We start from the raw sequence: 25232 nt of genomic DNA on the forward strand, positions 1-25232 counted from the left end.
CCCTAAGGTGGCCGGATGAGCATGACGACACCGGCTGGCTGGTACCCGGACTCGAACGCGCCCGGCACCGAACGCTGGTGGGACGGGACCGCCTGGACCGCGCACACACGCCCGGTCCAGGCGCAGGTCCCGGCCGCCCCGGTGCCGGGCTTCGGCCCGCAGACCGTACCGATGCATCAGTCGGCCCTCGCACGCGGCGGCAGTAGTGGCGGCAAGAGCCGTGTCGTCGCACTCGTCACCGCCGGCGTCGTGCTCGTCGCCGCGGTCGCCACCGGTGCCGTGCTGCTCGGCAAGGACGGGTCCACGAAGCCCGAGTCCGCGCCGAGCGTCAGCGAACCGGTCCCCACCACGGCCGACCCCAAGAACACTCCCGCCACCACCCCGCCGGCGACGGACGGCTCCGCTCTCCTGACCGACCAGCTCAACGGCATCTCCATGCCCATCCCGGCCGGCTGGGAGAAGTCCGACAGTTCCCTCGACGAGGGCACGACGATGGTGACGGACGAGACGTACGAGTGCCCCGCCGGCGGCTCGCCGCTCTGTCGGCACGGCCGGGTGACGTCCATCACGGCGGCACAGACCGGTGATTCCTCCGTGGAAGCGCTGGCCAGGAAGGACATCGTGACGGCGGCGGACGACGCGTACGAGGAAGACGCAGTCGGCAACCGTATCCACGGCGGCATCAAGTCCCACACGGTGCTCAAGTCGCAGTCCGTCGCGGTCGCCGGACGCGCCGGCTACCTCGTGCGCTGGCGGGTCACCACCGGAGCCGGTCCCGGCGGCTACGTCCAGTCGCTGGCCTTCCCCTCGACCGTGGGCAGCGAGGCACTGGTCGTCGTCCGCTTCGCCTTCGACGCGGGTCCGCAGGGGCCCAGGCTCACCGACATGGACAAGATCGCCGCGAGCATCCGCCCGATCGGCGACTCCACGAGCGGCGGGGTCGGCAGCAGCATCGGCCCGGGCTAGGACCCGGCTGACTGCCTCCGTGCTCAGAGAAATCCGTACTCAGAGAAACGTGCGACCCTCGCCCCGGTACGTCGGCGCCGTACCGGTCACCCGGTCGCCGTCGATCAAGTGCAGCGTGTCGAACCGCTCGCACATCTCCCCGGCCTTGGCATGCCGGAACCACACCTTGTCGCCGATCAGCAGATCGTCGGCGGGTGCGCCGAGCAGCGGGGTCTGCACCTCGCCGGGCCCCTCCTGCGGGTCGTAGCGCAGCCCTTCCGGGAGATACGGCACCGGCAGCCGGTCCGCCCCCGCCGCACCGGAGGCCGGGTAGCCGCCGCCGAGTACCGTGATCACACCCACGCCCGGCCTGCGCACCACCGGCTGGGCGAAGAGTGCGGCCGGACGCCCCGTGAACGACGTGTAGTTGTCGAACAGCCGCGGTACATACAGCCCGGAACCGGCGGCGATCTCCGTGACCGCGTCCTCGGCCGCCGTGTGCTGGACACTGCCGGTGCCGCCGCCGTTGACGAATTCCAGGTCCGGCGTCACCGCCCGTACGGCACGCACCACCGCCGCCCGCCGGGCCGCCAGCTCTCTGCGCGCCGCGCCCTGCATCAGCCGGATGGCGCGGGAGCGTATCGGGCGCCCGGCGAGGGAGTCGCCCACACCCGCGACATGCCCCTCGTACGCCATCAGCCCCACCAGCCGGAAGCCTGGGCGACGCGCGATCGTCCGGGCCAGCTCGGCCAGTTGGGCCGCCTCGCGCAGCGGGGAGCGCAGCGCGCCGATCCGCACCCGCCCGCCGAGCAGTTTCAGGGACGTGTCCAGCTCCAGACAGATCCGGACCTCTTCCGTGCCGCCGTCGCGGGCGCGGTCGATCAGCTCCAGCTGAGCCGGATCGTCGACCATCACGGTCACCGCGGCGGCGAGCTTCGGGTCGGCGGCCAGCTCGGCGAAACCGGCCCGGTCCGCGGACGGGTACGCGAGCAGCACATCGTCGAAGCCCGACCCGGCCAGCCACAGGGACTCGGCCAGCGTGAAGGACATGATTCCGGCGAACCCGTCCCGCTCCAGCACCCGTTCAAGCAGCGCCCGGCAGCGTACGGACTTGCTCGCCACCCGGATCGGCTTGCCGCCCGCTCTGCGCACCAGATCGTCCGCGTTGGCGTCGAACGCGTCGAGATCGACGACGGCGAGCGGTGCGTCGAGCTGGGCAGTGGCCCTGTCGTAGCGGGCCCGGTCAGCTGCACGGGGAGTCATGGCCTGAGCTTGCCAGACCGGATTACCGCAGGGTAGAGGGATGTTCTGGGCAGATCCTCCCGGACCCCCGGTCACGTTGCCGCGGGGTGCGTTCCAGCCCGTAGAGTGACCGACACGCGGTGACGAACGGGCCTGCCCGGAAAGGCGAACCGTCGGTGTCCGTGGACGAAGAACAGGGGGCGGGATGAGCACGGAGGCGCAGCGCCCTCCCGGCCCGGCCTCGTCCCAGCCCGACAACGGGGAGACGGTGCCCGGCACCTCGCGTATTACCGATGCCCTGGTCCCGCCGGAGACGGCGCCGAGGGCGCTCCGCGCTTCCGGCATCACGGAACTCCTGCCGACGGATCCGCCACCGCCCGCGCGTCCTGATGCCTCTCCGGCCGTGGAGCCCGAGCGCCAGGGTGCCCCCGGTGGGTCGGACCGGCTTCCGTCGACGCCGAGCGGGTCCGGCGCCCGGCCCGCTGTCGGGGGTGTCGCCATCCCGAGGCCGTCGGGCGGAGCCGACACCGGCCGTCCTGCCTCACCTGGAACCGGCCGGTCGTTCGTTTCCTCGTCCGCGCCGACCGCGCCCGCTGCCGAGCCCGCTGCGGGCGGCCCTCGGGTGCGCCGGCCTTCGAACTTCCCGTCCGCGCCAGCTGCGCCCGCTACCGAGCCCGCTGCGGGCGGCCCCCGGGTGCGTCGGCCTTCGACCTTCCCGTCCGCGCCGACCGCGCCCGCTGCCGAGCCGCTGCCGCCCGGTCTGCCGCCGCGCCCCGACACACCCCCGCCCGGCACAGCCACCTCCGCCGAGCGGCCCGTGCCGCCGCGCCCCGACACACCCCCGGACGAGACCGGCGTCCCCGCTGTCGAGACCACCACCCGGCTGCGGCCCATCTCCGCACCCCGACGCGCGCCGGCGTCCGCGCCCCTGCCACTCCAGGCGCCGCCCCTGCCCACCGCCCCGCCCACCCGGCGCAGGCCCGTCGGGTCCGTCGATCTCACTCCTCGGCCCGGTGCCGGGCGGCCCGCCGCGCACACGGTTCCCGGTCCCCGCTCGTGGGCGCCGCCGGAGACGCCGGTCGAGATGACCACCCGGCTGCGCCCGGTGCGCACCCGGCGCCCCGGGCGCACCCTCGGCGCCGTCGCCTGTGTCGTACTCGGGCTCGGGCTGATCGGCGGCGCGGCCACCGGCAGCTGGCTGACCGGCGACTCGAACGCGGACCCCGCCGCCCGTACCGGCTACACCGAGGCGCGCACGCTCTGGCACAGCGTCCCCGTGGACACACTCTTCCCGCGCACCCTCACCGGCGACGGCGCAGGACCCGGCGGCGCGGACCGGGTATGGACCCGGATCGCCGTCGCGCCCGACGGCGGCTGCGCGACCGCGCTCGATCCGCTGCTGCTCCAGACGCTGCAGCCGGTCGGCTGCACGCGGGTACTGCGCGCCACCTACACCGACGCCACCACCAGCAGCGTCACCACGGTCGGCATGATCTTCACCGAGGCCGATGTGAAGGCGATGAACGCGCTGGCCGCCCGCTTCACCTCGGAGGGGCTCGACGAGCGCCCCGATCTGATGCCCCGCACCCTCCCGGCCAAGAGCACCGTCGCCGACGGGTTCGGCAACGGGCAACGCGCGAGCTGGACCGTGAGCGTGCTGACCGACGCGCCTGTCGTCGTCTACGCCGTGTCCGGCTTCGCCGACGGGCGCGCCGTCACCGACCCCCAGCCCGCCGACGAGGCCAAGGCCGAGGGCGCGACCTCCGCGCCGGCCCAGGCCGGCCTCGGCCACGAGGCAAAGGGAATCGCGGACCGTATCGAGGCCGGCCTGCGCAAGACCGTCCGCACGGCCACGGAGAAACCCGAATGACACGTCGCCGCCACCGCTTCGCCGCCGCCCTCGCGGCCGCCGCCTTCGTGCTCCTGCCGGCGACACCCGCGCACGCGGACGCGATCCGGGCCCAGCAGTGGGCGCTCGACGCCATGAAGACCGACCAGGCCTGGACCACCACCAAGGGCAGCGGCATCACGGTCGCTGTCCTCGACACAGGTGTCGACGACAGCCACCCGGACCTCGCCGGCACCGTCCTGCCAGGCAAGGACTTCATCGGCTTCGGCGCGCAGCGCGGCTCACGCGCCTGGGCCCGCCACGGCACCGCGATGGCCGGCATCATCGCCGCTCACGGCCATGGTTCCGACCGCGAGGACGGTGTGATCGGCATCGCTCCCGCGGCGAAGATCCTCCCGGTCCGGGTCATCCTCGAAGGCACCGACAAGGCCCGCGACAAGGCCCGCACCTCCCGCGGCAACGCCCTTGCCCAGGGCATCCGCTGGGCCGCCGACCAGGGCGCCGACGTCATCAACCTCTCCCTCGGCGACGACAGCGAGTCCGCGCACCCGGAGGCGGGCGAGGACGCCGCAGTGCAATACGCCCTCGCCAAGGGCTCCGTGGTCGTCGCCTCGGCCGGCAACAGCGGCGAGAAGGGCGACCACATCTCGTACCCCGCCGCCTACCCCGGCGTGATCGCCGTCACGGCCGTCGACCGCTTCGGCACCCACGCCGCCTTCTCCACCCGACGCTGGTACGCCAGCGTCAGTGCCCCCGGCGTCGACATCGTCATCGCCGACCCCGACCGCAAGTACTACCAGGGCTGGGGCACCAGCGCCGCGTCCGCGTTCGTCTCCGGCGCGGTCGCCCTGGTACGGGCCGCCCACCCCGGCCTGGCCCCCGCCCAGATCAAGCAGCTCCTCACCGACACGGCCCGGGGCGGCGGCAAGAACGGCCGCGACGACGCCAAGGGGTACGGCATGGTCGATCCGGTCGCCGCGCTCAAGGCGGCGGCGAAAATGCGCCCCACGGATGTGAAGGCGGCCGCTGCGGGCTACGGCAAGCGGTACTTCGGCTCAGGTCCCGCCGCCGTGAAGGTGGACGCGGAACCGGCGGGCTGGCTCGCCCCGCTCGCCGGAGGCGTCGGCGCCCTGCTGCTGGCGGGAGCCGTGGTGCTCTGGCGCGGCGGCCGGGTCAGCAGGAACTGACCGCCGCCCGCACCGCCTCCTCGACGCGCGCGATGCCCGCCTCCTTTGTCGGATGCCCGTCGGAGAGCACCGCGATCGGACGGCCCCCGGCCCGCCCGACGGAGTGGACGACCCACAGCCCGGTGTCGCGCATCGGCATCCAGCCGTTCTTCAGCGCCCACTCACCGCCCGCGGCCGACACCCCCCAGTTCTGCCCGTCGACCACCTGCTCCATCAAGGAGCAGAGATACGGGTAGGGGCCGCCGAACACAGCCCGCATCAGGGTGAGCTGATCCCGCGCGGTGGTCCGGGTCAGCCCCCACGCCGACTCCGCCCGGGTCCCGGCGAGCCCGAGCCGTCCGTGCGCGGCGTCCAGCCCGGCCGCGCCGCCGATGGTCTCCCACAGCACCGACGCCGCGTCGTTGTCGCTCCGCACGATCATGGCGCGGGCGAGCGCCCGTTCCCGCGCGGTCAGCGGCCGCTCCCGCTGCAGCAGTGCGGCCAGGATCGAGACCTTCACGATGCTCGCCGAGGGATACGTCCGCTCCTCGCCGTACGACCGGTCGGGCGGGGCGACCGGGACGGCGACCGAGACACTGGCACTCATACCAGGGAGGTTAGGGTCGACCTGTGGCGCTCAAGAACATCCCGGACCCCGGATTCTCCGACGACGACGGCACGGCCGACCCGGCACTGACGGCGGCACTCGCCGCCTGGGCGGACGACAGAACCGCCGTACGGCCGGTCCTCGAGGCCCTCCGCACCGCCCGGCTGCTGGTCCCCGTCGTCGCCGTGCTCGGCGAGGTCGAGGAGGACGAGAACGGACTGCGCAGGGAGAAGACCAGCGATATGGCGGTGCCGACGCTGACTGCGGGCGACCGCCGCGCGCTGCCCGCCTTCACCTCGATCGTGTCGCTCGCCCGCTGGAACCCCGAGGCCCGCCCCGTCGCCGTACCGCTGCACCAGGCGCTGCAGGCGGCGGCCCACGAAAAGGCCGACACGCTGGTGCTCGACCTGGCGGGCCCCGTCCCGTACCAGCTGACCGGCCCGGCGCTGCTCGCCCTCGCCGAGGGCCGTACGAACGCCGACCCGCTCCAGGACCCCACGGTCATCGCCGCGGTGACGGCCGCGGTCGCCGCCGAGCCCGCGGTGCTCCGTGCGCATCTGGGCCCGGGCGGCGCGGACGGCACCCTTGCCCTGGTACTCGCGCGGGACGCGGTCCCCGCCGAGGCGGCCCGGCGCGTCGCCGAGGCGCTGGCGGCGGACGACGCACTGAGGGCCCGCCTGGTGCGGGGCCTCGACCTGGCGCTGCTGCCGGCCGAGGCCACCCCTCCGGGCGAGCCCCTTTTCGTACGTGACTAGCTGCCGAGCCGTGCGCCCTAGCCGTACACGGGTCCGGTGTACTTCTCGCCCGGACCCTGGCCCGGCTCGTCCGGCACCAGCGACGCCTCGCGGAACGCCAGCTGCAGCGACTTCAGTCCGTCACGCAGCGGCGCCGCATGGAAGGAGCTGATCTCGGTCGCGCTCGCGTCCATCAGACCGGCCAGCGCGTGCACCAGCTTGCGGGCCTCGTCCAGGTCCTTGTGGTCGGCGCCGTCCTCGGTCAGGCCGAGCTTCACGGCGGCGGCGCTCATCAGGTTCACCGCGACCGTGACGATCACCTCGACGGCGGGGACCTCCGCGATGTCGCGGGTCATGTCGTCGAAGCCGGGAGATTCATTGGGGCTGGTCGCGTCGCTCATGACGCACACGATAGGCCCCGGCGGGCCGCGACCGGCTGCTGACCCCAATTAGCCCTGCATAGCCGAAGATGCTAACCTTGCGTAACGACCGGCCGGACACGTGTGTGCTCGGCCCACAAGTGGAGGCTCCGATCTCCCACCTGGCCGTCCTTCTGGGCGGCGGGTCACCGGTCAGGCGGCGCCCATCGTTCCGTACGGACGATGGAAGTCGCCCGATGTGCGCCCCGCGGTTGACCGCGGCGGTGTTCCGGTATTCACGGAGCTGCCGCCTGTGTCCCGTCCGGGGCATTTTTCATTATCCGGTGCGGTTGGTCTTACGAAAACAGACGTTACGCGGCTGCCTGCCAGACATCCGTGTGGTGCTACTTAGGAGGATCCATCAGCGCCGAGCCCCGCATCAACGACCGGATTCGCGTTCCCGAAGTGCGACTTGTCGGTCCCAGCGGCGAGCAGGTCGGGATTGTTCCGCTTGCCAAGGCCCTCGAGCTTGCGCAGGAGTACGACCTCGACCTGGTCGAGGTCGCGGCGACTGCCCGCCCGCCCGTGTGCAAGCTCATGGACTACGGGAAGTTCAAGTACGAGTCGGCCATGAAGGCCCGTGAGGCGCGCAAGAACCAGGCGCACACGGTCATCAAGGAGATGAAGCTCCGGCCGAAGATCGACCCGCACGACTATGACACCAAGAAGGGTCACGTCGTCCGGTTCCTCAAGCAGGGCGACAAGGTCAAGATCACGATCATGTTCCGTGGTCGTGAGCAGTCCCGCCCCGAGCTTGGCTTCCGACTGCTGCAGCGTCTCGCTTCCGACGTCGAGGACCTCGGCTTCATCGAGTCGAACCCGAAGCAGGACGGCCGGAACATGATCATGGTTCTCGGCCCGCACAAGAAGAAGACCGAGGCCATGGCCGAGGCGCGTGAGGCCCAGGCCGCCCGCAAGGCGGAGCGTCAGGGTTACACGCACGAGGAGTCGGCGGACGAGGTCGCGGAGGCTCCGGCCGAAGCACCCTCGGAGACGCCCTCCGAGACGTCCTCCGAGGCGTGATCCAAGGGGCTGCCACCCAGGCGGCCCCGGGTCCCGCCCGGAACCCACAAACCAAGATCTGACGCTCCTGTTGTCCGGTGTCCGCACCGGGGAGCGCCACTGACGAGGAGATAACGGCGCGATGCCGAAGAACAAGACGCACAGCGGTGCCAAGAAGCGCTTCAAGATCACCGGCTCCGGCAAGGTGCTCCGTGAGCGCGCCGGCAAGCGCCACCTGCTCGAGCACAAGCCGTCCAAGCTGACGCGTCGCCTCACCGGCAACGCCGAGATGGCCCCGGGTGACTCGAAGACCATCAAGAAGCTTCTCGGCAAGTGACGCTCGTGTCCCCGGTCCCCGGGGACACGCGCCGAGACCGGGACCAATTCGTTTCCGGGCCGGGGTGAGTCGAACTCTCAATCCCAGCCCCGCTACAAGGAGTTAACAAGTGGCACGCGTCAAGCGGGCAGTCAACGCCCACAAGAAGCGCCGGGCAATTCTCGAGGCCGCCAGCGGTTACCGCGGTCAGCGTTCGCGCCTGTACCGCAAGGCCAAGGAGCAGGTCACCCACTCCCTGGTCTACAACTACAACGACCGCAAGAAGCGCAAGGGCGACTTCCGTCAGCTGTGGATCCAGCGCATCAACGCCGCTGCCCGCCAGAACGGCATGACGTACAACCGCCTCATCCAGGGTCTGAAGGCCGCCAACATCGAGGTGGACCGCAAGATCCTGGCCGAGCTCGCGGTCAACGACGCCAACGCGTTCGCCGCGCTCGTCGAGGTCGCCCAGAAGGCGCTTCCGAGCGACGTCAACGCCCCGAAGGCCGAGTCGGCGGCCTGACGGCCGCGTCGAGCCGACCGGACCCGCAGGCCTTGGGCCTGCGGGTCCGGTGTGTTTGGCGTTGTTTTCGGGGGTGTCCCCCGAACCCCCGTCGGCTTCCGGGCGGGGGCACCACGCAGTCCGTCCGGGCCGACCCCGGAACCCGAATCAGAGAGCCGCAGGCGACATGGGCACCCCCGAGCTGATCTCCCCGCGATCCCCGCGTGTCACCGCCGCCCGGCGGCTTGCCAAGCGCGCCTTCCGCGGCAAGGAACGGCTGTTCATCGCCGAGGGCCCGCAGGCCGTGCGCGAGGCCGTCGCCCACCGCGGCCCCGGCGGCGAGCCCACCCTGGTCGAGCTCTTCACCACCGTCGAGGCCGCCGAGCGGTACGCGGACATCGTCGACGCCGCCCATGCCGCGGGGGCCCGGGTGCACCACGCCTCCGACGCGGTGCTCGCGGAGGTCTCGCAGACCGTCACTCCGCAGGGCCTGGTCGGGGTCTGCCGCTTCCTGGACTCGCCGTTCGAGGAGATCCTCGCGGCGCGGCCCACACTCGTCGCCGTCCTCGCGCACGTACGCGACCCCGGCAACGCCGGCACCGTACTGCGCTGCGCGGACGCCGCGGGCGCCGACGCCGTCGTCCTCACCGATGCCTCCGTGGACCTCTACAACCCCAAGTCCGTGCGGGCCTCGGTCGGTTCGCACTTCCATCTGCCCGTCGCGGTGGGCGTGCCCGTCGAGCAGGCCGTCCAGGGGCTGCGCGCCGCCGGAGTGCGCGTACTGGCCGCCGACGGCGCGGGCGACGACGACCTGGACGACGAACTCGACGCGGGCACCATGGGCGGCCCCACCGCCTGGATCTTCGGCAACGAGGCCTGGGGCCTGCCGGAGGAGACCCGCGCGCTCGCGGACGCGGTGGTGCGCGTCCCGATCCATGGAAAGGCCGAGAGCCTGAACCTCGCGACCGCCGCAGCCGTATGTCTCTATGCCTCGGCGCGTGCCCAGCGCGCAGGCAGTGCTCGCTGACCAGCAGTACTCGCTCAGGGGGTCCGCTCCGTCACTTCCAGCTAGTAGGGTGACGGGCTCGGGGGCCCACTGCACCGTCGGAGAGGTGGGGTACGGGGATGGCTGTCGGGACGAGCAGGCCCGCGGGGACACACGGGGCGTTGCTGTGCCATTCCGACGGCTCCGACATGTACGGGATCGACCCCGACGACCTTCCCGACGGACTGGTCGTCGCCGACGAGACCGGCCGGGTGATCTGCTTCAACGACGCGGCCGTACGGATCACCGCCGTGTCCAAGGCCGATGCGCTGGGCCTGCCGCTGGAGCGCGTGCTGCCCCTGGAGGACCTCAAGGGCTGCCGCTGGTGGACGCTGACCGATCCGTACGGCGGACTCGCCACTCGTGTCGGCCAGCCCGAGCGCAATCTCCTGCTGCCCGGCGGCCGTGAAGTCCTCGTCTCCGCCCGCTATGTGCGCGAGCGCCCCACCGGCCCCCTGCGCAGGCTGGTCATCAGCCTGCGCGGCACCGAGGCCCGGCGCCGTACCGAACGCAGCCACGCCGAGCTGATCGCCACCGTCGCCCATGAACTGCGCTCCCCGCTCACCTCCGTCAAGGGGTTCACAGCGACGCTGCTCGCCAAGTGGGAACGCTTCACCGACGACCAGAAGCGGCTGATGCTCGAGACCGTCGACGCCGACGCGAACCGTGTCACCCGGCTGATCGCGGAGCTGCTCGACATCTCCCGTATCGACTCCGGACGGCTCGAAGTGCGCCGCCAGCCCGTCGATATCGCGGCGGCCGTCGGTCGGCACATCCAGGCCCACATAGCCAGCGGCCAGCGGCCGGACCGGTTCTTCGTACGCATCCAGCGGGAGCTGCCCGATATGTGGGCCGATCCGGACAAGATCGACCAGGTACTCGGCAATCTGCTGGAAAATGCGGTGCGCCACGGCGAGGGAACCGTCACCATCGAGGTGGCACCGGCATCCGCGAAGGACGACGAGAAGGGAACGGCCGTCACCGTGAGCGACGAAGGTCCCGGCATCCCCGAGGAGTCGATGGGCCGTGTCTTCACCCGCTTCTGGCGGGGAAGCAAGCGCGGCGGTACGGGCCTGGGTCTCTACATCGTCAAGGGCATCGTCGAGGCGCACGGCGGGACGATCACCGTCGGCCGTGGACCCGGCGGCGGCGCCGAGTTCCGATTTATTCTGCCCGTCGGCGCCCCGGCCTATCTGGCCTGAGCAGCCCGCGGGCTCATTCGCCTCTCCACACCCCGTTAGACTCGTTCTTTGGCACCTTTGCGTCCTCGGTCAACGAGCGGGGGCCCCAGCCAGCCCATCGGAAGTACGGGAAGAGATGTCCGCACCCAATAAGTCGTACGACCCTGTTGAGGTCGAGGCACTGAAACCGGAAGAGATCGAGCGCATGCGGGACGAGGCGCTTGCCGCCTTCGCCGCCGTCGGCGACCTCGACGCTCTCGCCCACGCGAAGGTCGCGCACACCGGCGGCGCCTCACCGCTCGCGCTCGCCAACCGGGAGATCGGCGCGCTGCCGCCGCAGGCCAAGGCCGAGGCCGGCAAGCGCGTGGGCCAGGCCCGCGGCGCCGTGAGCAAGGCCCTCGCCGCCCGCCAGGTCGAGCTGGAGGCCGAGCGCGACGCCCGGGTGCTCGTCGAGGAGGCAGTGGATGTCACGCTGCCCCACGACCGGATCCCGGCAGGCGCCCGCCACCCGCTCACCACGCTCATGGAGCGGCTCGAGGACGTCTTCGTATCCATGGGGTACGAGGTCGCCGAGGGCCCCGAGGTCGAGGCGGAGTGGTTCAACTTCGACGCCCTGAACTTCGTGCCCGACCACCCGGCGCGCCAGATGCAGGACACCTTCTTCGTCCAGGGCCCCAAGGGCACCACGGACGACGAGTCCGGCATCGTGCTGCGTACGCACACCTCGCCGGTCCAGGCCCGCACCCTGCTCGACCGCGAGCCGCCCGTCTATGTCGTCGTCCCCGGCCGCGTGTACCGCACCGACGAGCTGGACGCGACCCACACCCCGGTCTTCCACCAGATCGAGCTGCTCGCTGTCGACGAGGGCCTGACCATGGCCGACCTCAAGGGCACGCTGGACCACATGGTCCAGGCGCTCTTCGGCCCGGACATGAAGACCCGGCTCCGCCCGAACTTCTTCCCGTTCACCGAGCCGTCCGCCGAGATGGACATGGTCTGCTACGTGTGCCGCGGTGAGTCCGTGGGCAACCCGGACCGGCCCTGCCGCACCTGCGGCAGCCAGGGCTGGATCGAGCTCGGCGGCTGCGGCATGGTCAACCCGAAGGTGCTCATCGCCTGCGGTGTCGACCCCAATAAGTACAGCGGATTCGCCTTCGGGTTCGGCATCGAGCGGATGCTGATGTTCCGCCACAACGTCGAAGACATGCGAGACATGGTCGAGGGTGACGTCCGGTTCACTCGGCCGTTCGGGATGGAGATCTGATGCGGGTCCCGCTTTCTTGGCTGCGGGAGTACGTCGACCTGCCGGCGACGGAGACCGGCCGTGACGTCCAGGCCAAGCTCGTTTCCGCCGGCCTCGAGGTCGAGACCGTCGAACAGCTCGGGGCCGGGCTCAAGGGCCCCCTCGTCGTCGGCCAGGTGCTGACCATCGAGGAGCTGACGGAGTTCAAGAAGCCCATCCGCTTCTGCACCGTCGACGTCGGCATGGCCAACGGCACCGGTGCGCCGCAGGAGATCGTCTGCGGCGCGCGCAACTTCTCCGTCGGCGACAAGGTCGTCGTGGTCCTGCCGGGCGCCGTCCTGCCCGGTGACTTCGCGATCGCCGCGCGTAATACGTACGGCAAGACCTCCCACGGCATGATCTGCTCCGGCGACGAGCTGGGCATGGGCGACGACGGCAGCGGCGGCATCATCGTGCTGCCGCCGGAGTACGAGGTCGGCACCGACGCGATCGAGCTCCTGGAGCTCTTCGACGAGGTACTCGACATCGCCGTCACGCCCGACCGCGGCTACTGCCTCTCGATGCGCGGCGTCGCCCGCGAGACCGCCATCGCGTACGGCCTGCCGCTGCGCGACCCGGCGCTGCTCGATGTCCCCGTCCCGAACTCCTTCGGCTACGTGGTGAGGGTCTCCGACCCGAGGGGCTGCGACCGCTTCACCGCGCGTACGGTCGTCGGCCTGGAGCCCGAGGCCCGCTCCCCGATCTGGCTGCAGCGCCGGCTGCAGAAGGCCGGGATGCGCCCGATCTCGCTCGCTGTCGACGTCACCAACTATGTGATGCTCGAGCTCGGCCAGCCGCTGCACGCCTACGACCGCTCCCGTCTCGACGGGCCGATCGGGGTGCGCCGCGCCGAGCCCGGCGAGAAGCTCACCACCCTTGACGGCGTCAACCGCGTCCTGGACGCCGAAGACCTGGTCATCACCGACAACCGCGGGCCGATCGGCCTCGCGGGCGTCATGGGCGGCGCCAACACCGAGATCGCCGACTCCGAGACGGACGCCGAGACCGGCCAGGTCCGGGGCACCACCGAGGTCGTCATCGAGGCCGCGCACTTCGACGCGATCACCATCGCCCGTACCGCGCGCCGCCACAAGCTGGCCTCCGAGGCGTCCAAGCGCTTCGAGCGGGGCGTCGACCCGCAGGCCGCGGCCGCAGCCGCGCAGCGGACCGTCGACCTGCTGGTGCTCCTCGCGGGTGGTACCGCCGAGGCCGGCGTCACCGAGATCGTCGCGCCGTCCGCGCCTCGTACGATCTCGATGCCGGCGGACCACCCCGACCACGTCGCGGGCGTCGACTACGGCCGCGAGACCGTCGTACGCCGCCTCCAGGAGGTCGGCTGTGACGTCTACGGGCAGGACGAACTGGTCGTCACCGTCCCGTCCTGGCGTCCCGACCTGAGCGAGCCGAACGACCTCGCCGAAGAGGTCATCCGGCTCGAGGGCTACGAGAACCTGCCGTCGACGCTGCCCACGCCGCCGCCCGGCCGTGGGCTCACCGGACGGCAGCGGCTGCACCGCCGCGTCGGCCGCGCGCTGGCCGGCGCCGGCTATGTCGAGGCGCTGAACTACCCGTTCATCGGCGAGCAGATCCTCGATCAGCTGGACATCCCGGCGGACGACACCTGCCGTCGGCTGGTCACGCTGGTCAACCCGCTCTCCGACGAGGAGCCCGCGCTGCGCACCACGCTGCTGCCGGGACTGCTCGGCGCGCTGCGCCGCAACGACGGCCGCGGCAGCCACGATCTGGCCCTCTTCGAGACCGGTCTGGTCTTCAAGGCTCCCACGGAGGAGGGCATCGCGGTGCGGCTGCCCGTCCACCGCCGCCCGACCGACGAGGAGATCGCCGGACTGACCGGTGTGCTGCCGGTGCAGCCGCGCCATGTCGCGGTCGTGCTCGCCGGTGCGCGTGAGCAGGCCGGCTGGTGGGGCAAGGGCCGGCCGGCCACCTGGGCCGACGCGGTCGAGTCCGCCCGCACGGTCGCGCGCGAGGCCGGGGCCGAACTGCTCGTCCGCCAGGGCCAGTACGGTCCGTGGCACCCGGGCAGGTGCGCCGAGCTCGCGGTGGTGATCGACGAGGCGGAGCAGACCGTCGGATACGCCGGTGAACTGCACCCGCGCGTGGTGAAGGCCCTGCATCTGCCCGCGCGCACCTGCGCGATGGAGCTGAACCTGGATCTGCTGGAGCAGGCGTCTCAGGGCCCGCTCCAGGCGCCGCGGATCTCCACCTTCCCGGTGGCGACCCAGGACGTCGCGCTCGTCGTCGACGAGCAGGTGCCGGCCACGGAGGTCGAGAAGGTACTGACCGAGGGAGCGGGTGAACTGCTGGAGTCCATCCGGCTGTTCGACGTCTTCACCGGTGAGCAGATCGGCGAGGGCAGGAAGTCGCTGGCGTACGCGCTGCGGTTCCGTGCCGCCGACCGGACGCTGACGGTCGAGGAGGCCTCGGCCGCCCGCGACGCGGCGGTGGCGCTCGCCGCCGAGCGCACGGGGGCGGTACTGCGCGGAGCCTGATCGCTCCCTGCCTGTTGAGGGGCGCGCCCGGACCACCGGGCGCGCCCCTCACTCATTTGGGTGAGAACGTGAGGCGTTGTCCCTTCCGGGCCCGGTCGATCGACAGAATCGTCCCGGCCGTGGGGGCCTGCCTGCGTGCCGGACAGGGCCTATGAGGGGACCATCCGCATGATCCGTATCAGGTCCGGTGGAGGTCCCTTGCCCGCCTCGCGGCGGGCGAGGTCCGCGCGCGCCGACAATTCGCGGGTACGGCGACTGCTTCCTCTGGCGCTTCCCGCCGTATGGGGCGCCGCTGCGCTCACCTGGAAGATCGCCTGTCCGTCCACCCAGCCGGAGAGCCTCGGACAGCGGATCGTCACCGGCGTCGCCTTCTTCGCGGTCGGCACCGGTCTTGTCCTCGGTGTCCGACACGGGCTGAACCGCGAGCTCAAACGGGTCCGCGAAATCGCCTACGCCGCCCAGCGGGTGCTGCTGCGGCCGCTGCCGCCCCGTCTCGCCGGACTCACCCTCGCCGCGGGCCAGCTGTCCGTCAGCCGCGGCGCCGCGGTCGGCGGTGATCTGTACGAGGCCGTGGCCACCCCGTACGGCGTGCGTGTCGTCATCGGAGACGCCCGCGGGCACGGGCTGCCCGCGATCGGGGCGGTGGCCGCGGTTCTCGGCAGCTTCCGGGAAGCCGCCTACGACGAGCCCGAACTGGGGGGTGTACTGCGGCGGTTGGACCGGGCGATCCATCGGCATTTGCGGGAGCGGGCGCGGGACGAGCATCCGGCGGTCGGCGGGGGAGAGCCGGACTGCCCGGCGGCGGAGGATTTCGTCACCGTACTGCTGTTGGAGATCGGGCAGGACGGTGGCGTACTGGCGCTGAACTGCGGTCATCCATGGCCCTACCGGCTCTGCCGCCGGGCCGAACCGCTCGCCTGTGCGGACCCGCTGCCACCGCTCGGTCTGTTCCCGCTGCCGGCCGAGCTGCCGGTCCGCCGGTGTGCCCGGCTGCGGTCCGGCGAGGCGCTGTTCCTGCACACGGACGGGGCGGCGGACGCCCGTGACGCGGCGGGGAGGTTCTTCGGTCTGGAGGCCGTGCTCACCGAGGCCGCGCTCGCCTCGCCGGTGTCGCCCGCCGCCGTGATCGCCACCGTTCACTCGGAGTTGCTGCGTCACACCGGCGGTCGTCTCGCCGACGATGTGGCACTCCTGGTGCTGCGCAACGACCGCGCGCGGGTACCGGCGCAGTCCGGAGATGCCGCCCTGCGCCGTACCCGGCCGGAACCCTCCAATCGCTAGCCATCTGCAGCCATGTGCAGCGATCGGCAACCAAGGGATTGCCATGCGGCCGGCGCCGCCCGCCCTGCCGCGGAGTGTCGGGCAGATCAGCAGGGCAGACGACGCATTCTGGGGCCGTCGCACTGTACGAGGGGGAGCCGACGGCCCGGCCGCCTCTATGAGAGGCACCCCAGTCAACCGGTGCGGGCGACGCGGCGGCAGAGCGCGCGGGGCACGGATGAGGGCACTTGGTTCACACCCCGTGCGAATCGCCCTCTACTAGGCTGAGTCCAACGAGCCACCGGAGGGGCACATGCAGCCCAATACCCTGCTCGACGCCCTGCTCGACGAAGCGGGCATCTCCAACGCGGGCCTTGCCGCCCGGGTCAACCACGCCGGCCGGGCAAGAGGTCTGGCACTGCGGTACGAACACACTGCCGTAGCACGCTGGCTGAAGGGCCAGCGTCCGCGCGGCCAGGTGCCCGACCTGATCTGCGAGGTGCTCGCCGGCCGGCTGCACCGGGCGATCGTCCTCGGCGACATCGGCCTCGGAGTGCCGGGCGAGTCCGTCACACAACCGGGCTCGCCGCTCTCCGGCTTCGTGGAGCGGGCCACCGCGATGTGGCGCTCCGACGAACAGCAGCGGCGGCACATCATCGAGGCGCCCGCGGTCACCGGCACCCCCGCCGTCATGCCCGTATGGGAGTGGGAGAACCCGCCGGAGGACTCGGACGTCTCACGCTCGGGGCAGACACGCGTCAGCATGGCCGACATAAAGATGCTGCGCGCCGCCCGTGCGCACTACGAGCTGATGTACCGGAAGGCGGGCGGCATGGCCACCCGCGCCCGCATCGTCGGCTTCCTCAACGCCGAGACCGCGCCGCTGCTCCGTGGTGGCTACAGCGACGCTCTCGGCCGCCAACTGCACCGCGCGACAGGCGGTCTGGTGTCCGTGGCCGGCATCTGCGCCTACGACTCCAACGCCCACGGCCTCGCCCAGCGCTACTTCCACCAGGCGCTGCGGCTGGCAAAGGCCAGCGGGGACCGGGGACTTGGCGCGTATGTGATCGCGCTGCTGGTCAACCAGTCGCTGTTCATGGCGGAGCACCGGCAGGCGGTGGCCTTCGCTGAGGCGGCGCTGCGAGCCGCAGGGCAGCAGCTCACTCCGGCGCTGGCCGCCGATCTGTACGCGATGCAGGCGAAGGCGTACGCCCATCTCGGCGACGGCAGCAGCGCCTTGCGGTGCATCCGGCGGGCGGAGCTGGAGGCGGAGCGGATCCGTCCGGGGTACGAGCCGGACGAGACCGGTTATGTCCAGCCGGGCCTGGTGAATGTCCAGGTGGCGGAGGCCTTGCTCAGCCTCGGTGATCTGACGGCGGCACGGGCGCATGCCGCGGCGGCCGTCGACACCCCTGCGCACGACCGCGGCCGGGTGCACCGACTCGCCATGCTCAGCCAGATCGAGCTGCGCCAGGGCGAGGTGGACCGGGCGGCGCAGACGGCGGCGGAGATGGTGGAGCGGGCCAAGGGGATGGAGTCGCAGCGGATCCGGGACCGGCTGCGGGCGGTACGCGAGCATCTTGTGGCGAGCGGTTGCACCAACGCCGACGAGGCGGCCGAACTCATCGACGGGGCGCTGCGCGTTCCCCTCTGACCGAGCTCCTGCTGCGATATTGCCATCTACTTGTCGGAAGGTGGCAGAAACATGCAGTGGACGAAATTAAGCGAACAAACTGTGTATGAAAACCGCTGGTTCAGGGTCAACCTGGCCGACGTCGAGCTCCCCGACGGCCGGCACCTGGACCACTTCCTCATCCGGCTCCGCCCGGTCGCCGTCGCGACCGCGGTCAACAGGTCCAACGAGGTGCTGATGCTCTGGCGGCACCGCTTCATCACCAACAGCTGGGGCTGGGAGCTCGCCGCCGGCGTCGTCGAGGACGGTGAGGACATCGCGGCCGCGGCCGCCAGAGAGATGGAGGAGGAGACCGGCTGGCGTCCGGGCCCCCTCCAGCACCTCCTGACCGTCGAGCCGTCCAACGGCCTCACCGACGCCAGGCACCACCTCTACTGGTCCGAGGACGCGACGTACATCGGGCATCCGGAGGACGACTTCGAGTCCTCGCGCCGCGAATGGATACCGCTGAAGCTGGTACCCGACATGATCGCCCGCGGTGAGGTCCCGGCCGCCAATATGGCGGCCGGGCTGCTGATGCTTCACCACCTGCGGCTGGGCTGACGCCCGGCGGCTATCGGCCGATCGCCTGCCACACCGTTACCGCCAGCGCTCCGAGCGCGGTCAGCGCGGCAACGGCGGGCAACGGCCACCTGGACTGCTCAAGTGCCCCGAGGCGCGCGGCCAGATCGGTCAGCTCCCGGTCGATCTGGCCGTTGCGCTGTGCGAGCAGCGCCAGATGCCCGTCTATCCGGGCGAGGCCGACGTCGAGGCTGCGGCGTAACTCAGCGAACTCTTCGACGACCACTAAATGATCAGGGTCGTTGGTCACGGACTGGTTCCTCCTTCGGGAAAGTTGTGCAGCGGACCCTTGACTGAGCGGAACCGAGTCAACTCTCCCTGGTCGGAGGGCGGGAGCGTGTGCGCACGGCATATGCGGGCACGCCCCGCACACTCCGTGTGAATCAGGAGTACGACCCCATCACGGGTGTGGCGACTCCGGTCCCGTCATGAGTACGGGTAGAAGCCCGAACCCGTCTTGCGGCCGAGCCGCCCCGCGTCCACCATCCGCTGCAGCAGCGGGGGAGCGGCGTACAGCGGCTCCTTGAACTCGGCGTACATCGAGTCCGCGACCGAGGCGACGGTGTCCAGGCCGATCAGATCGGCGAGCTTCAGCGGTCCCATCGGGTGGGCGCAGCCGAGCTCCATGCCGTTGTCGATGTCCTCGCGGCTCGCGATGCCCGACTCGAACATCCGGATCGCGGAGAGCAGATACGGGATGAGGAGGGCGTTCACCACGAAGCCCGAACGGTCCTGGGCGCGGATCGGGTGCTTGTCCAGCACGTTCTGGACCACGGCCTCGGAGCGCTTGATCGTCTCCTCGGAGGTGGTCAGCGCCGGGATCAGCTCGACGAGCTTCTGCACCGGGGCCGGGTTGAAGAAGTGGATGCCGATGACCTGGTCCGGCCGGGAGGTCGCGACGGCGAGCTTCACCAGCGGGATGGACGAGGTGTTGGAGGCGAGGATCGCGTCCTGGCGGGTCACCACCTGGTCGAGCACCTGGAAGATCTCGGTCTTGACCTGCTCGTTCTCCACGACGGCCTCGATGACGAGATCGCGGTCGGCGAACTCCCCGAGGTCGGTGGTGAAGCTCAGCCGCTGCAGCGTCGCGTCGCGCTCCTCCTCGGTGATCTTGCCGCGTTCGGCGGCCTTCGAGAGGGAGTTGTAGAGCCGGGTGCGACCGATCTCCAGAGCCTCGCCCGTGGTCTCGGCGACCTTCACCTCGAGGCCGCTGCGGGCGCACACCTCCGCGATGCCTGCGCCCATCTGGCCGCAGCCCACCACTCCGACGCGTGCAATGTCGGCCATTGAGTCCGTCACCTCGTGCCTTTCGCTGATCCTGTGTCCGGGGTCTCCCGGCGGGAGGCCGGGGGACGGGCCCCCCGTGTGATTCCCGGCGCCCGCCTCGACCCCACGACGTTACTCCGGATGCAGGTGTGCACGACCGTCAGGGGCGGGCATGCTGTGCGGATACGGCGGCCCGCACCGATAACGCAGGGGGCGACAAATGGGGCAAATCGGAAGAAGAGGGTTTGTCGTGACAGCGGCCGGAGTGCTGGCCGCGCTGACGACGGCCGGGGACGCGGCAGCCGCGCCGGCCGCCGGCCGGGCAGGTCGCCGCCGGCACGGGCCGAGCCGGGAATTCCGCGGCATGTGGTTAGCGAGCGTAGCCAACCGCGACTGGCCCTCCCGGCCGGGTCTCACCGCCGCCGAGCAGTGCGCGGAACTCCTCGCCCACCTCGACGCGGCCGTAGCCCGCCGGTTGAACGTCGTGGTCTTCCAGGTCAGGCCGACCGCTGACGCCCTGTGGCCCTCACCGTACGAGCCCTGGTCCCAGTACCTCACCGGCGTCCAGGGACAGCACCCCGGCTGGGACCCGCTCGGCACCGCCGTGGGTGAGGCCCACCGGCGCGGTCTGGAGCTGCACGCCTGGTTCAACCCGTACCGCGTCGCGAACCACACCGACCCGTCCCGGCTGGTCGCGAACCACCCGGCCCGGGTCCACCCCGACTGGGTCCTTCCGTACGGCGGGAAGCTCTATTACAACCCAGGCATTCCGGAGGTCCGCAGCTTCGTCCAGCGCGCGATGATGGATGCCGTCCACCGCTACGACATCGACGCCGTCCACTTCGACGACTACTTCTATCCGTATCCGGTCGCCGGCCAGGTCTTCGACGACGATGCCAGCTACGCCCGCTACGGCGCGGGCTTCCCGGACAAGGCCGCGTGGCGGCGCGACAACATCGACCGGCTGGTGCGCGAAATGGCCGAAAGAATCAAGAAGGCCAAGAAGAACGTCCGCTTCGGCATCAGCCCCTTCGGCGTATGGCGCAACGCCGCGACCGACCCGCTCGGCTCCGACACCCAGGCCGGCGTGCAGACCTATGACCATCTGCACGCCGATACCCGCAAGTGGGTGAAGCAGGGCTGGATCGACTACATCGCCCCCCAGATCTACTGGAACATCGGCTTCGCCGCCGCCGACTACGCCAAGCTGCTGCCCTGGTGGAACAGCGTCGTACGGGGCACGGGTGTCCATCTCTACGCCGGCGAGGCCCTCTACAAGGCGGGCGACCCCGCCCAGCCCGCACCCTGGGGGGACCCCGCTGAACTGTCCCGCCACCTCACGCTGGCGCGCGGATACACCGATGTACGCGGCCACTGCTTCTTCTCGGCCAAAGAAGTCATGACTGATCCGGTCGGCGCGATGGCCAGAGTGGTGACCGATCACTATCCGACCAGGGTGCGTCCCCCGGGCTGAGTCAAGGCTGTTCGTGGTGGCGCACGACGCAGTCGGGGCCCGGAGACATCAGCGCCTCGTGCCCGTCGTCGAAGCGGACGCGGTACGGAGGAGTGCCTTTGGCCCCCAGCACCTCGACGACTTCGGCCTGCTTGTCGTGCTGCCCCACGATCCTGCCGTGCACCAGCAGTGTGTCGCCCACATTCGCTTGCATCAGGAGTGACCTCCTCGAAGGCGGTGGTCCGGTGGTGTTTCGAGTCTACGGCCGGGGGTGAGAGTTGCACCTTCAGCTGCGGGCGCGCTGGGTGACCGCGATGCACACCAGGACGGCGACCGCGGCCACCGGGGCGGCGGGCGAGAGCGGCTCGTCCAGCAGGGACACCGACCAGACCAGAGTGAGAAGTGGCTGCGCCAACTGGAGCTGGCTGGCCTTGGCGATGCCGATCGAGGCCATGCCCCGGTACCAGACGTACAGGCCGAAGAAGGTCGAGCCGGCGGCGACCCAGAGCAGCCCGATCACGCCGTGGGCCGTCAGTCGCACCGGTTCGAAGGCCAGGGCGACGGCCGATCCGGTGAGCGTCAGCGGCAGGCAGAGCATCAGCGCCCATCCGATCACCTGCCAGCCCGGCATCTCCCGGGCCAGGCGGCCGCCCTCGGTGTAACCGGCCGCGCAGACCAGCAGGGCTCCGACGAGGTACAGATCGCCGGTCTGGAGCGCACCACCGCTCTGCTGCACGGTGAACGCGATCACCACTGCGGCCCCGGAGAGCGCCGCAAGCCAGAAGGTGCGGGACGGGCGGCGGCCGGTGCGCACGGCCGCGAAGGCGGCGGTGGTCAGCGGTAGCAGTCCCACCACCACGGCGGCGTGCGAGGTGGTGGAGGTCTGCAGGGCGAGTGTGGTCAGCAGCGGAAAGCCCACGACCACACCGCCGGCCACCACCATGAGCCCCGCCCAGTGGCGGCGGTCGGGGAGTGGCACACGCATCGCCCGCAGAAAACCCCCCGCGACCACGGCGGCGAGCACGCTCCGTACGGCGACGAGGGACCAGGGGCCGAAGCTCTCCAGGCCCCAGACGGTGGACGGAAAGGTGAGCGAGAAGGCGAGGACGCCCAGTGCGGCCTGGAGGGTGCCGCTGCTGACCGCTATCGAGGCGGTGGGAGTAGCGCTATCCTGTGCTGTCATGCATGAGCGTAGCAGTGTGAAGGAATTGGCGAATGCGCTGAAGAGTGAGCTCGACCGCTACTCGCCTGGTGGAAAGCTGCCGTCGAGTCGGGCGCTCGTGGAGCGCTTCCGGGTCTCTCCGGTGACCGTCTCGCGTGCGCTCGCCCAGCTTGCCGCCGAGGGCCTGGTTGTCACCCGGCCCGGCGCCGGAGCTTTCCGGGCGCAGCCCCGTACCGACACCTCGCCGCCCCAAGACACCTCCTGGCAGGAGGTCACCCTCAGCGCCGACGCGGCCACCGAGCTGGTGCCGCGCGCCGTTGACGCCTCCGGGGTCCTGGCCACCCTCGCCGCGCCGGCGACCGGTGTCGTGGAGTTCAACGGCGGCTATCTGCATTCCAGCCTCCAGCCGGAGCAGGCGATGGCCGCGGCCCTGGCGCGGGCCGGGCGGCGGCCCGGGGCCTGGGGCCGGCCGCCCACCGACGGGCTGCCCGAACTGCGCGAGTGGTTCGCCCGCGGTCTCGGTGACACCACGGGAGCCGCCGACGTACTGATCACGGCAGGCGGCCAGTCCGCACTGACCACAGCCCTGCGCGCGCTCGCCCCGCCCGGAGCCCCCGTACTCGTCGAATCCCCCACCTATCCGGGCATGCTGGCGATCGCCCGCGCCGCCGGGCTGCGGCCCGTGCCGGTCCCGATCGACGCCCGCGGCGTACGTACGGAACTGCTCGCCGCGGCCTTCCAAGCCACCGGTGCCCGGGTCTTCGTCTGCCAGCCGCTCTTCCAGAACCCGACCGGAGCGGTGCTCGCACCCGAGCGCCGTTCTGAAGTGCTCCGCATCGCGCGCGCGGCAGGCGCCTTCGTCGTCGAGGACGACTTCGCGCGCCGCCTGGTCCACGAGGACGCCGGCCCCCTGCCCAGGCCGCTCGCCGCGGACGACCACGACGGCGTCGTCGTCCATGTCAGCTCGCTCACCAAGGCGACATCGCCAAGCCTGCGGGTGGGGATGCTGGCCGCCCGCGGACCCGTCCTGGAACGGCTGCGCGCCATCCACGTCGTCGACAACTTCTTCGTACCCCGCCCGCTTCAGGAAGCAGCCCTGGAACTTGTCGGCGCACCCGCCTGGAACCGTCATCTCCGCACGGTGGCAGCGGAGTTGAAGGTGCGCAGGGACACCATGACCGCCGCCCTGCTGCGGCACCTGCCCGAACTGACCCTGCCCCACATCCCGTCCGGCGGCTATCACCTCTGGCTGCGGCTTCCCGACGGCGCGGACGAGGCCGCACTGCTCTCCGCGGCCCTGCGCGCGGGCGTCGCCGTCGCACCCGGCCGCCCCTACTTCTGCGCCGAACCCCCTGCGGGACACGTGCGGTTGAGCTTCGCCGGCGTGGCGGGACCGGCCGAGATCGCCGAGGGCGTACGGCGGCTGCGGACCGCGTGCGACGAGGTGCTGGTGCCGGGCCGCGAGACTGTCAGCGGGCCGGTAGCGGCGCCGTCCCGGACACGAACACCGCCGTCCTGAGGAGTTCCGGCGTCAGCAGTACCCCCGTGATCCGCTCGGCCGGCGCGAACGCGGCTTCCGTGTGCAACTCATAGTCGCGGCCGTTTTGTCGCTGAGATCGAAGCCCACCTTCCGCATGGTGCCTACGAGGCCGTCGGGATCGCTGCCGTCGCGCCCGTAGGGGAACAGCGGCTCGAAGTGGAGGCGCAGTTCGCCGTACTCGAACCAGCCCGAGCATCGCACCCGCCACTGACAACGCTCCTGCCGCGCCCGCGAAAACAGCTCGACCGAACGGCCCCGGCCTGCGAGCCTCTCGCCATGAACGAGACGACCTTCGGCACGTACACGATCTCCACCGACCCCGCCCGCCTGGACGCCGCCCGCATCCACCATTGGCTTTCCACCGATGCCTACTGGGCGATGGGCCGCAGCCGTGAGAAGCAGGACCGGGCCATCGCCGGTTCGCTCAACTTCGCGGCGTACGAGACGACTTCGGGTGAGCTCGTCGCGTACGCCCGTGTCGTCACCGACCACGCCACCTTCGCCTGGCTCTGCGATGTGTACGTCGACCGGGCCGCCCGCGGCAAGGGGCTCGGCACCGCGCTGGTCGCCGCCGCCCGTGATCACCTCGGCCCGTGCGGGCTGCGCCGTGTCCTCCTCGCCACCGAGGATGCCCACGGCGTCTACGAGAAGATCGGCTTCCAGGCCCTCCAGCACCCCGGGAAGTGGATGTCGCTCGGCCTTCAGTGACCTCTTGACCTGCGCGGCTTTCGCAACCACCATCACGCCATGAGTGTCCGGATCACGCTGGTCGCTGCCGCCCGCAGCTCCGCCCTGCTCGCCGAGCGCTTCGACGACGACCGGCCGCTCGATCAGGCCGGCTGGCACGAGATGCAGCTCGCCGCGCACGCCCTCGTGCCGCTGAACGTCGCCGAGCTGCGCTACTGCTCGCCGACCGCCCGCAGCCGGGCGACCGGCGACGCGCTCGGCTTCGCGCCGATCGCCCAGCCGGCACTGCGCGACTGCGACATGGGCCGCTGGCGCGGCTTCACCTTCGCGGAGGTGACCGCCAGGGAGCCGGACGCCGTCGACGCCTGGCTCGCCGACCCGCGCTCCGCGCCGCACGGCGGCGAGCCGCTGCTCGCGTTCATCTCGCGCATAGGGAGCTGGCTGGACACCAGGCCCGCCGAGGACGTCGGTGCCATCGTCGCTGTCGCCGAGCCGGCCGTCGTACGGGCGGCGCTGGTGTACGCGCTGAGGATGCCGCCCTCTGCGTACTGGAACGTGGACGTCCGCCCGCTGTCGACTGTCACCCTGACCGGCCGGGCGGGCCGTTGGAGCCTGCGCCTGGAGGCGGCTGCCTGACCATGCCCGCATCTGCGCCCGGTGCCTCCGTTGCCTCCCCTGTTTCGCCCGGTCCAGGATCTCCGCCATGCCGCAGACCTGGCTGCTCGCGACCTGGTGCCGGTGGCGGCAGAGCGAGCTGCGCCCCGCGTTCCTCCGCGCCGAGCTGCGGCTCCTGCCCGGGGCACGGACCAC

25 protein-coding genes and 1 pseudogene are annotated in these 25232 nt (G+C 71.3%); 18 read left to right on the forward strand and 8 right to left on the reverse strand.

What is annotated here, in order from left to right; translation table 11 throughout:
* The first annotated feature begins 15 nt into the window (after positions 1–15).
* The gene (locus AB0D12_RS10120; protein ID WP_362679115.1) at positions 16–966 is read left to right on the forward strand and encodes a DUF2510 domain-containing protein; all 951 of its coding nucleotides are present in this window, start codon (positions 16–18) and stop codon (positions 964–966) included.
* A gap of 39 nt (positions 967–1005) precedes the next feature.
* Here AB0D12_RS10120 and AB0D12_RS10125 read toward each other — a convergent pair whose 3' ends face one another.
* Complete coding sequence (locus AB0D12_RS10125; protein WP_362679118.1) at positions 1006–2208, reverse strand: amino acid deaminase/aldolase; 1203 nt, start codon at positions 2206–2208, stop codon at positions 1006–1008.
* A 1063-nt stretch (positions 2209–3271) separates the two neighbouring features.
* Here AB0D12_RS10125 and AB0D12_RS10130 point away from each other — a divergent pair.
* Positions 3272–4057 (forward strand): hypothetical protein, encoded by a 786-nt coding sequence (locus AB0D12_RS10130; protein ID WP_362679716.1) that lies wholly within the window; start codon positions 3272–3274, stop codon positions 4055–4057.
* Entirely contained in the window at positions 4054–5223 is a 1170-nt protein-coding gene (gene mycP / locus AB0D12_RS10135) for a type VII secretion-associated serine protease mycosin (protein ID WP_362679121.1), read from the forward strand. Before AB0D12_RS10130 ends, mycP begins: the two co-directional genes overlap by 4 nt.
* Here the strand turns inward: mycP and AB0D12_RS10140 are convergent.
* Positions 5210–5809 carry a serine hydrolase gene (locus AB0D12_RS10140; protein ID WP_362679124.1) on the reverse strand — a complete coding sequence of 200 codons (600 nt, stop codon included), beginning with the start codon at positions 5807–5809 and terminating at the stop codon, positions 5210–5212. The two genes, mycP and AB0D12_RS10140, sit on opposite strands and share 14 nt — an antisense overlap.
* 23 nt (positions 5810–5832) lie before the next feature.
* Here AB0D12_RS10140 and AB0D12_RS10145 point away from each other — a divergent pair, with 23 nt between their 5' ends.
* Positions 5833–6564 carry an SseB family protein gene (locus AB0D12_RS10145; RefSeq protein WP_362679127.1) on the forward strand — a complete coding sequence of 244 codons (732 nt, stop codon included), beginning with the start codon at positions 5833–5835 and terminating at the stop codon, positions 6562–6564.
* Positions 6565–6581: 17 nt separating this feature from the next.
* On the opposite strand, the gene AB0D12_RS10150 is transcribed toward AB0D12_RS10145, so the two are convergent.
* Positions 6582–6944, reverse strand: a complete 363-nt coding sequence (locus tag AB0D12_RS10150) for a DUF1844 domain-containing protein (RefSeq protein ID WP_327322390.1) — start codon at positions 6942–6944, stop codon at positions 6582–6584.
* Between the two features lie 354 nt (positions 6945–7298).
* Here AB0D12_RS10150 and infC point away from each other — a divergent pair, with 354 nt between their 5' ends.
* From infC to AB0D12_RS10200, 10 genes are all read left to right on the forward strand, one after another.
* Entirely contained in the window at positions 7299–7985 is a 687-nt protein-coding gene (infC, locus tag AB0D12_RS10155) for a translation initiation factor IF-3 (RefSeq protein ID WP_327322389.1), read from the forward strand.
* A gap of 121 nt (positions 7986–8106) precedes the next feature.
* Entirely contained in the window at positions 8107–8301 is a 195-nt protein-coding gene (gene rpmI / locus AB0D12_RS10160) for a 50S ribosomal protein L35 (RefSeq protein ID WP_005319593.1), read from the forward strand.
* 109 nt (positions 8302–8410) lie between these two features.
* On the forward strand, positions 8411–8803 hold the full coding sequence (rplT, locus tag AB0D12_RS10165) for a 50S ribosomal protein L20 (protein ID WP_326648697.1): 393 nt from the start codon (positions 8411–8413) through the stop codon (positions 8801–8803).
* A 166-nt stretch (positions 8804–8969) separates the two neighbouring features.
* Positions 8970–9809: an RNA methyltransferase gene (locus AB0D12_RS10170; protein WP_362679132.1), complete on the forward strand. Its 840-nt coding sequence runs from the start codon at positions 8970–8972 to the stop codon at positions 9807–9809.
* Between the two features lie 98 nt (positions 9810–9907).
* Positions 9908–11029 (forward strand): ATP-binding protein, encoded by a 1122-nt coding sequence (locus AB0D12_RS10175; protein ID WP_362679135.1) that lies wholly within the window; start codon positions 9908–9910, stop codon positions 11027–11029.
* 115 nt (positions 11030–11144) lie between these two features.
* Positions 11145–12272 carry a phenylalanine--tRNA ligase subunit alpha gene (gene pheS, locus AB0D12_RS10180; protein ID WP_362679138.1) on the forward strand — a complete coding sequence of 376 codons (1128 nt, stop codon included), beginning with the start codon at positions 11145–11147 and terminating at the stop codon, positions 12270–12272.
* Positions 12272–14800 carry a phenylalanine--tRNA ligase subunit beta gene (gene pheT, locus AB0D12_RS10185; RefSeq protein WP_362679141.1) on the forward strand — a complete coding sequence of 843 codons (2529 nt, stop codon included), beginning with the start codon at positions 12272–12274 and terminating at the stop codon, positions 14798–14800. Before pheS ends, pheT begins: the two co-directional genes overlap by 1 nt.
* A gap of 168 nt (positions 14801–14968) precedes the next feature.
* The gene (locus tag AB0D12_RS10190) at positions 14969–16081 is read left to right on the forward strand and encodes a PP2C family protein-serine/threonine phosphatase (protein ID WP_362679144.1); all 1113 of its coding nucleotides are present in this window, start codon (positions 14969–14971) and stop codon (positions 16079–16081) included.
* Between the two features lie 292 nt (positions 16082–16373).
* Positions 16374–17714 carry a transcriptional regulator gene (locus AB0D12_RS10195; RefSeq protein WP_362679147.1) on the forward strand — a complete coding sequence of 447 codons (1341 nt, stop codon included), beginning with the start codon at positions 16374–16376 and terminating at the stop codon, positions 17712–17714.
* A 51-nt stretch (positions 17715–17765) separates the two neighbouring features.
* Positions 17766–18296 carry an NUDIX domain-containing protein gene (locus tag AB0D12_RS10200; protein WP_362679150.1) on the forward strand — a complete coding sequence of 177 codons (531 nt, stop codon included), beginning with the start codon at positions 17766–17768 and terminating at the stop codon, positions 18294–18296.
* Between the two features lie 10 nt (positions 18297–18306).
* Here AB0D12_RS10200 and AB0D12_RS10205 read toward each other — a convergent pair whose 3' ends face one another.
* Positions 18307–18564 carry a hypothetical protein gene (locus AB0D12_RS10205; RefSeq protein ID WP_362679153.1) on the reverse strand — a complete coding sequence of 86 codons (258 nt, stop codon included), beginning with the start codon at positions 18562–18564 and terminating at the stop codon, positions 18307–18309.
* Positions 18565–18740: 176 nt separating this feature from the next.
* Positions 18741–19601 carry a 3-hydroxybutyryl-CoA dehydrogenase gene (locus AB0D12_RS10210; RefSeq protein ID WP_362679156.1) on the reverse strand — a complete coding sequence of 287 codons (861 nt, stop codon included), beginning with the start codon at positions 19599–19601 and terminating at the stop codon, positions 18741–18743.
* Positions 19602–19800: 199 nt separating this feature from the next.
* On the opposite strand from AB0D12_RS10210, the gene AB0D12_RS10215 reads away from it, so the two are divergent.
* A complete protein-coding gene (locus tag AB0D12_RS10215; RefSeq protein WP_362679159.1) occupies positions 19801–21054 on the forward strand; it encodes a family 10 glycosylhydrolase in 1254 nt (417 codons plus the stop codon).
* Between the two features lies 1 nt (position 21055).
* On the opposite strand, the gene AB0D12_RS10220 is transcribed toward AB0D12_RS10215, so the two are convergent.
* Together AB0D12_RS10220 and AB0D12_RS10225 are read right to left on the reverse strand one after the other, a co-directional pair.
* Positions 21056–21247 (reverse strand): DUF1918 domain-containing protein, encoded by a 192-nt coding sequence (locus AB0D12_RS10220; RefSeq protein WP_362679162.1) that lies wholly within the window; start codon positions 21245–21247, stop codon positions 21056–21058.
* Between the two features lie 72 nt (positions 21248–21319).
* Positions 21320–22216, reverse strand: a complete 897-nt coding sequence (locus AB0D12_RS10225) for a DMT family transporter (protein WP_362679165.1) — start codon at positions 22214–22216, stop codon at positions 21320–21322.
* On the opposite strand from AB0D12_RS10225, the gene AB0D12_RS10230 reads away from it, so the two are divergent.
* Positions 22215–23714, forward strand: a complete 1500-nt coding sequence (locus AB0D12_RS10230; RefSeq protein WP_362679168.1) for a PLP-dependent aminotransferase family protein — start codon at positions 22215–22217, stop codon at positions 23712–23714. The two genes, AB0D12_RS10225 and AB0D12_RS10230, sit on opposite strands and share 2 nt — an antisense overlap.
* On the opposite strand, the pseudogene AB0D12_RS10235 reads toward AB0D12_RS10230, so the two are convergent.
* Positions 23665–24086, reverse strand: a pseudogene (locus AB0D12_RS10235) (DUF6461 domain-containing protein). The gene AB0D12_RS10230 and the pseudogene AB0D12_RS10235 sit on opposite strands and share 50 nt — an antisense overlap.
* Here AB0D12_RS10235 and AB0D12_RS10240 point away from each other — a divergent pair.
* Both AB0D12_RS10240 and AB0D12_RS10245 read left to right on the forward strand, forming a co-directional pair.
* Positions 24012–24443, forward strand: coding sequence for a GNAT family N-acetyltransferase (locus AB0D12_RS10240; RefSeq protein WP_362679171.1), 432 nt, complete (start codon positions 24012–24014; stop codon positions 24441–24443). The pseudogene AB0D12_RS10235 and the gene AB0D12_RS10240 sit on opposite strands and share 75 nt — an antisense overlap.
* 39 nt (positions 24444–24482) lie before the next feature.
* Positions 24483–25058, forward strand: a complete 576-nt coding sequence (locus AB0D12_RS10245; RefSeq protein ID WP_362679173.1) for a histidine phosphatase family protein — start codon at positions 24483–24485, stop codon at positions 25056–25058.
* The last annotated feature ends 174 nt before the right edge of the window (positions 25059–25232 follow it).

Origin of the sequence: Streptomyces sp. NPDC048479, from assembly GCF_040651435.1 — a bacterium.
GTDB lineage: Bacteria > Actinomycetota > Actinomycetes > Streptomycetales > Streptomycetaceae > Streptomyces.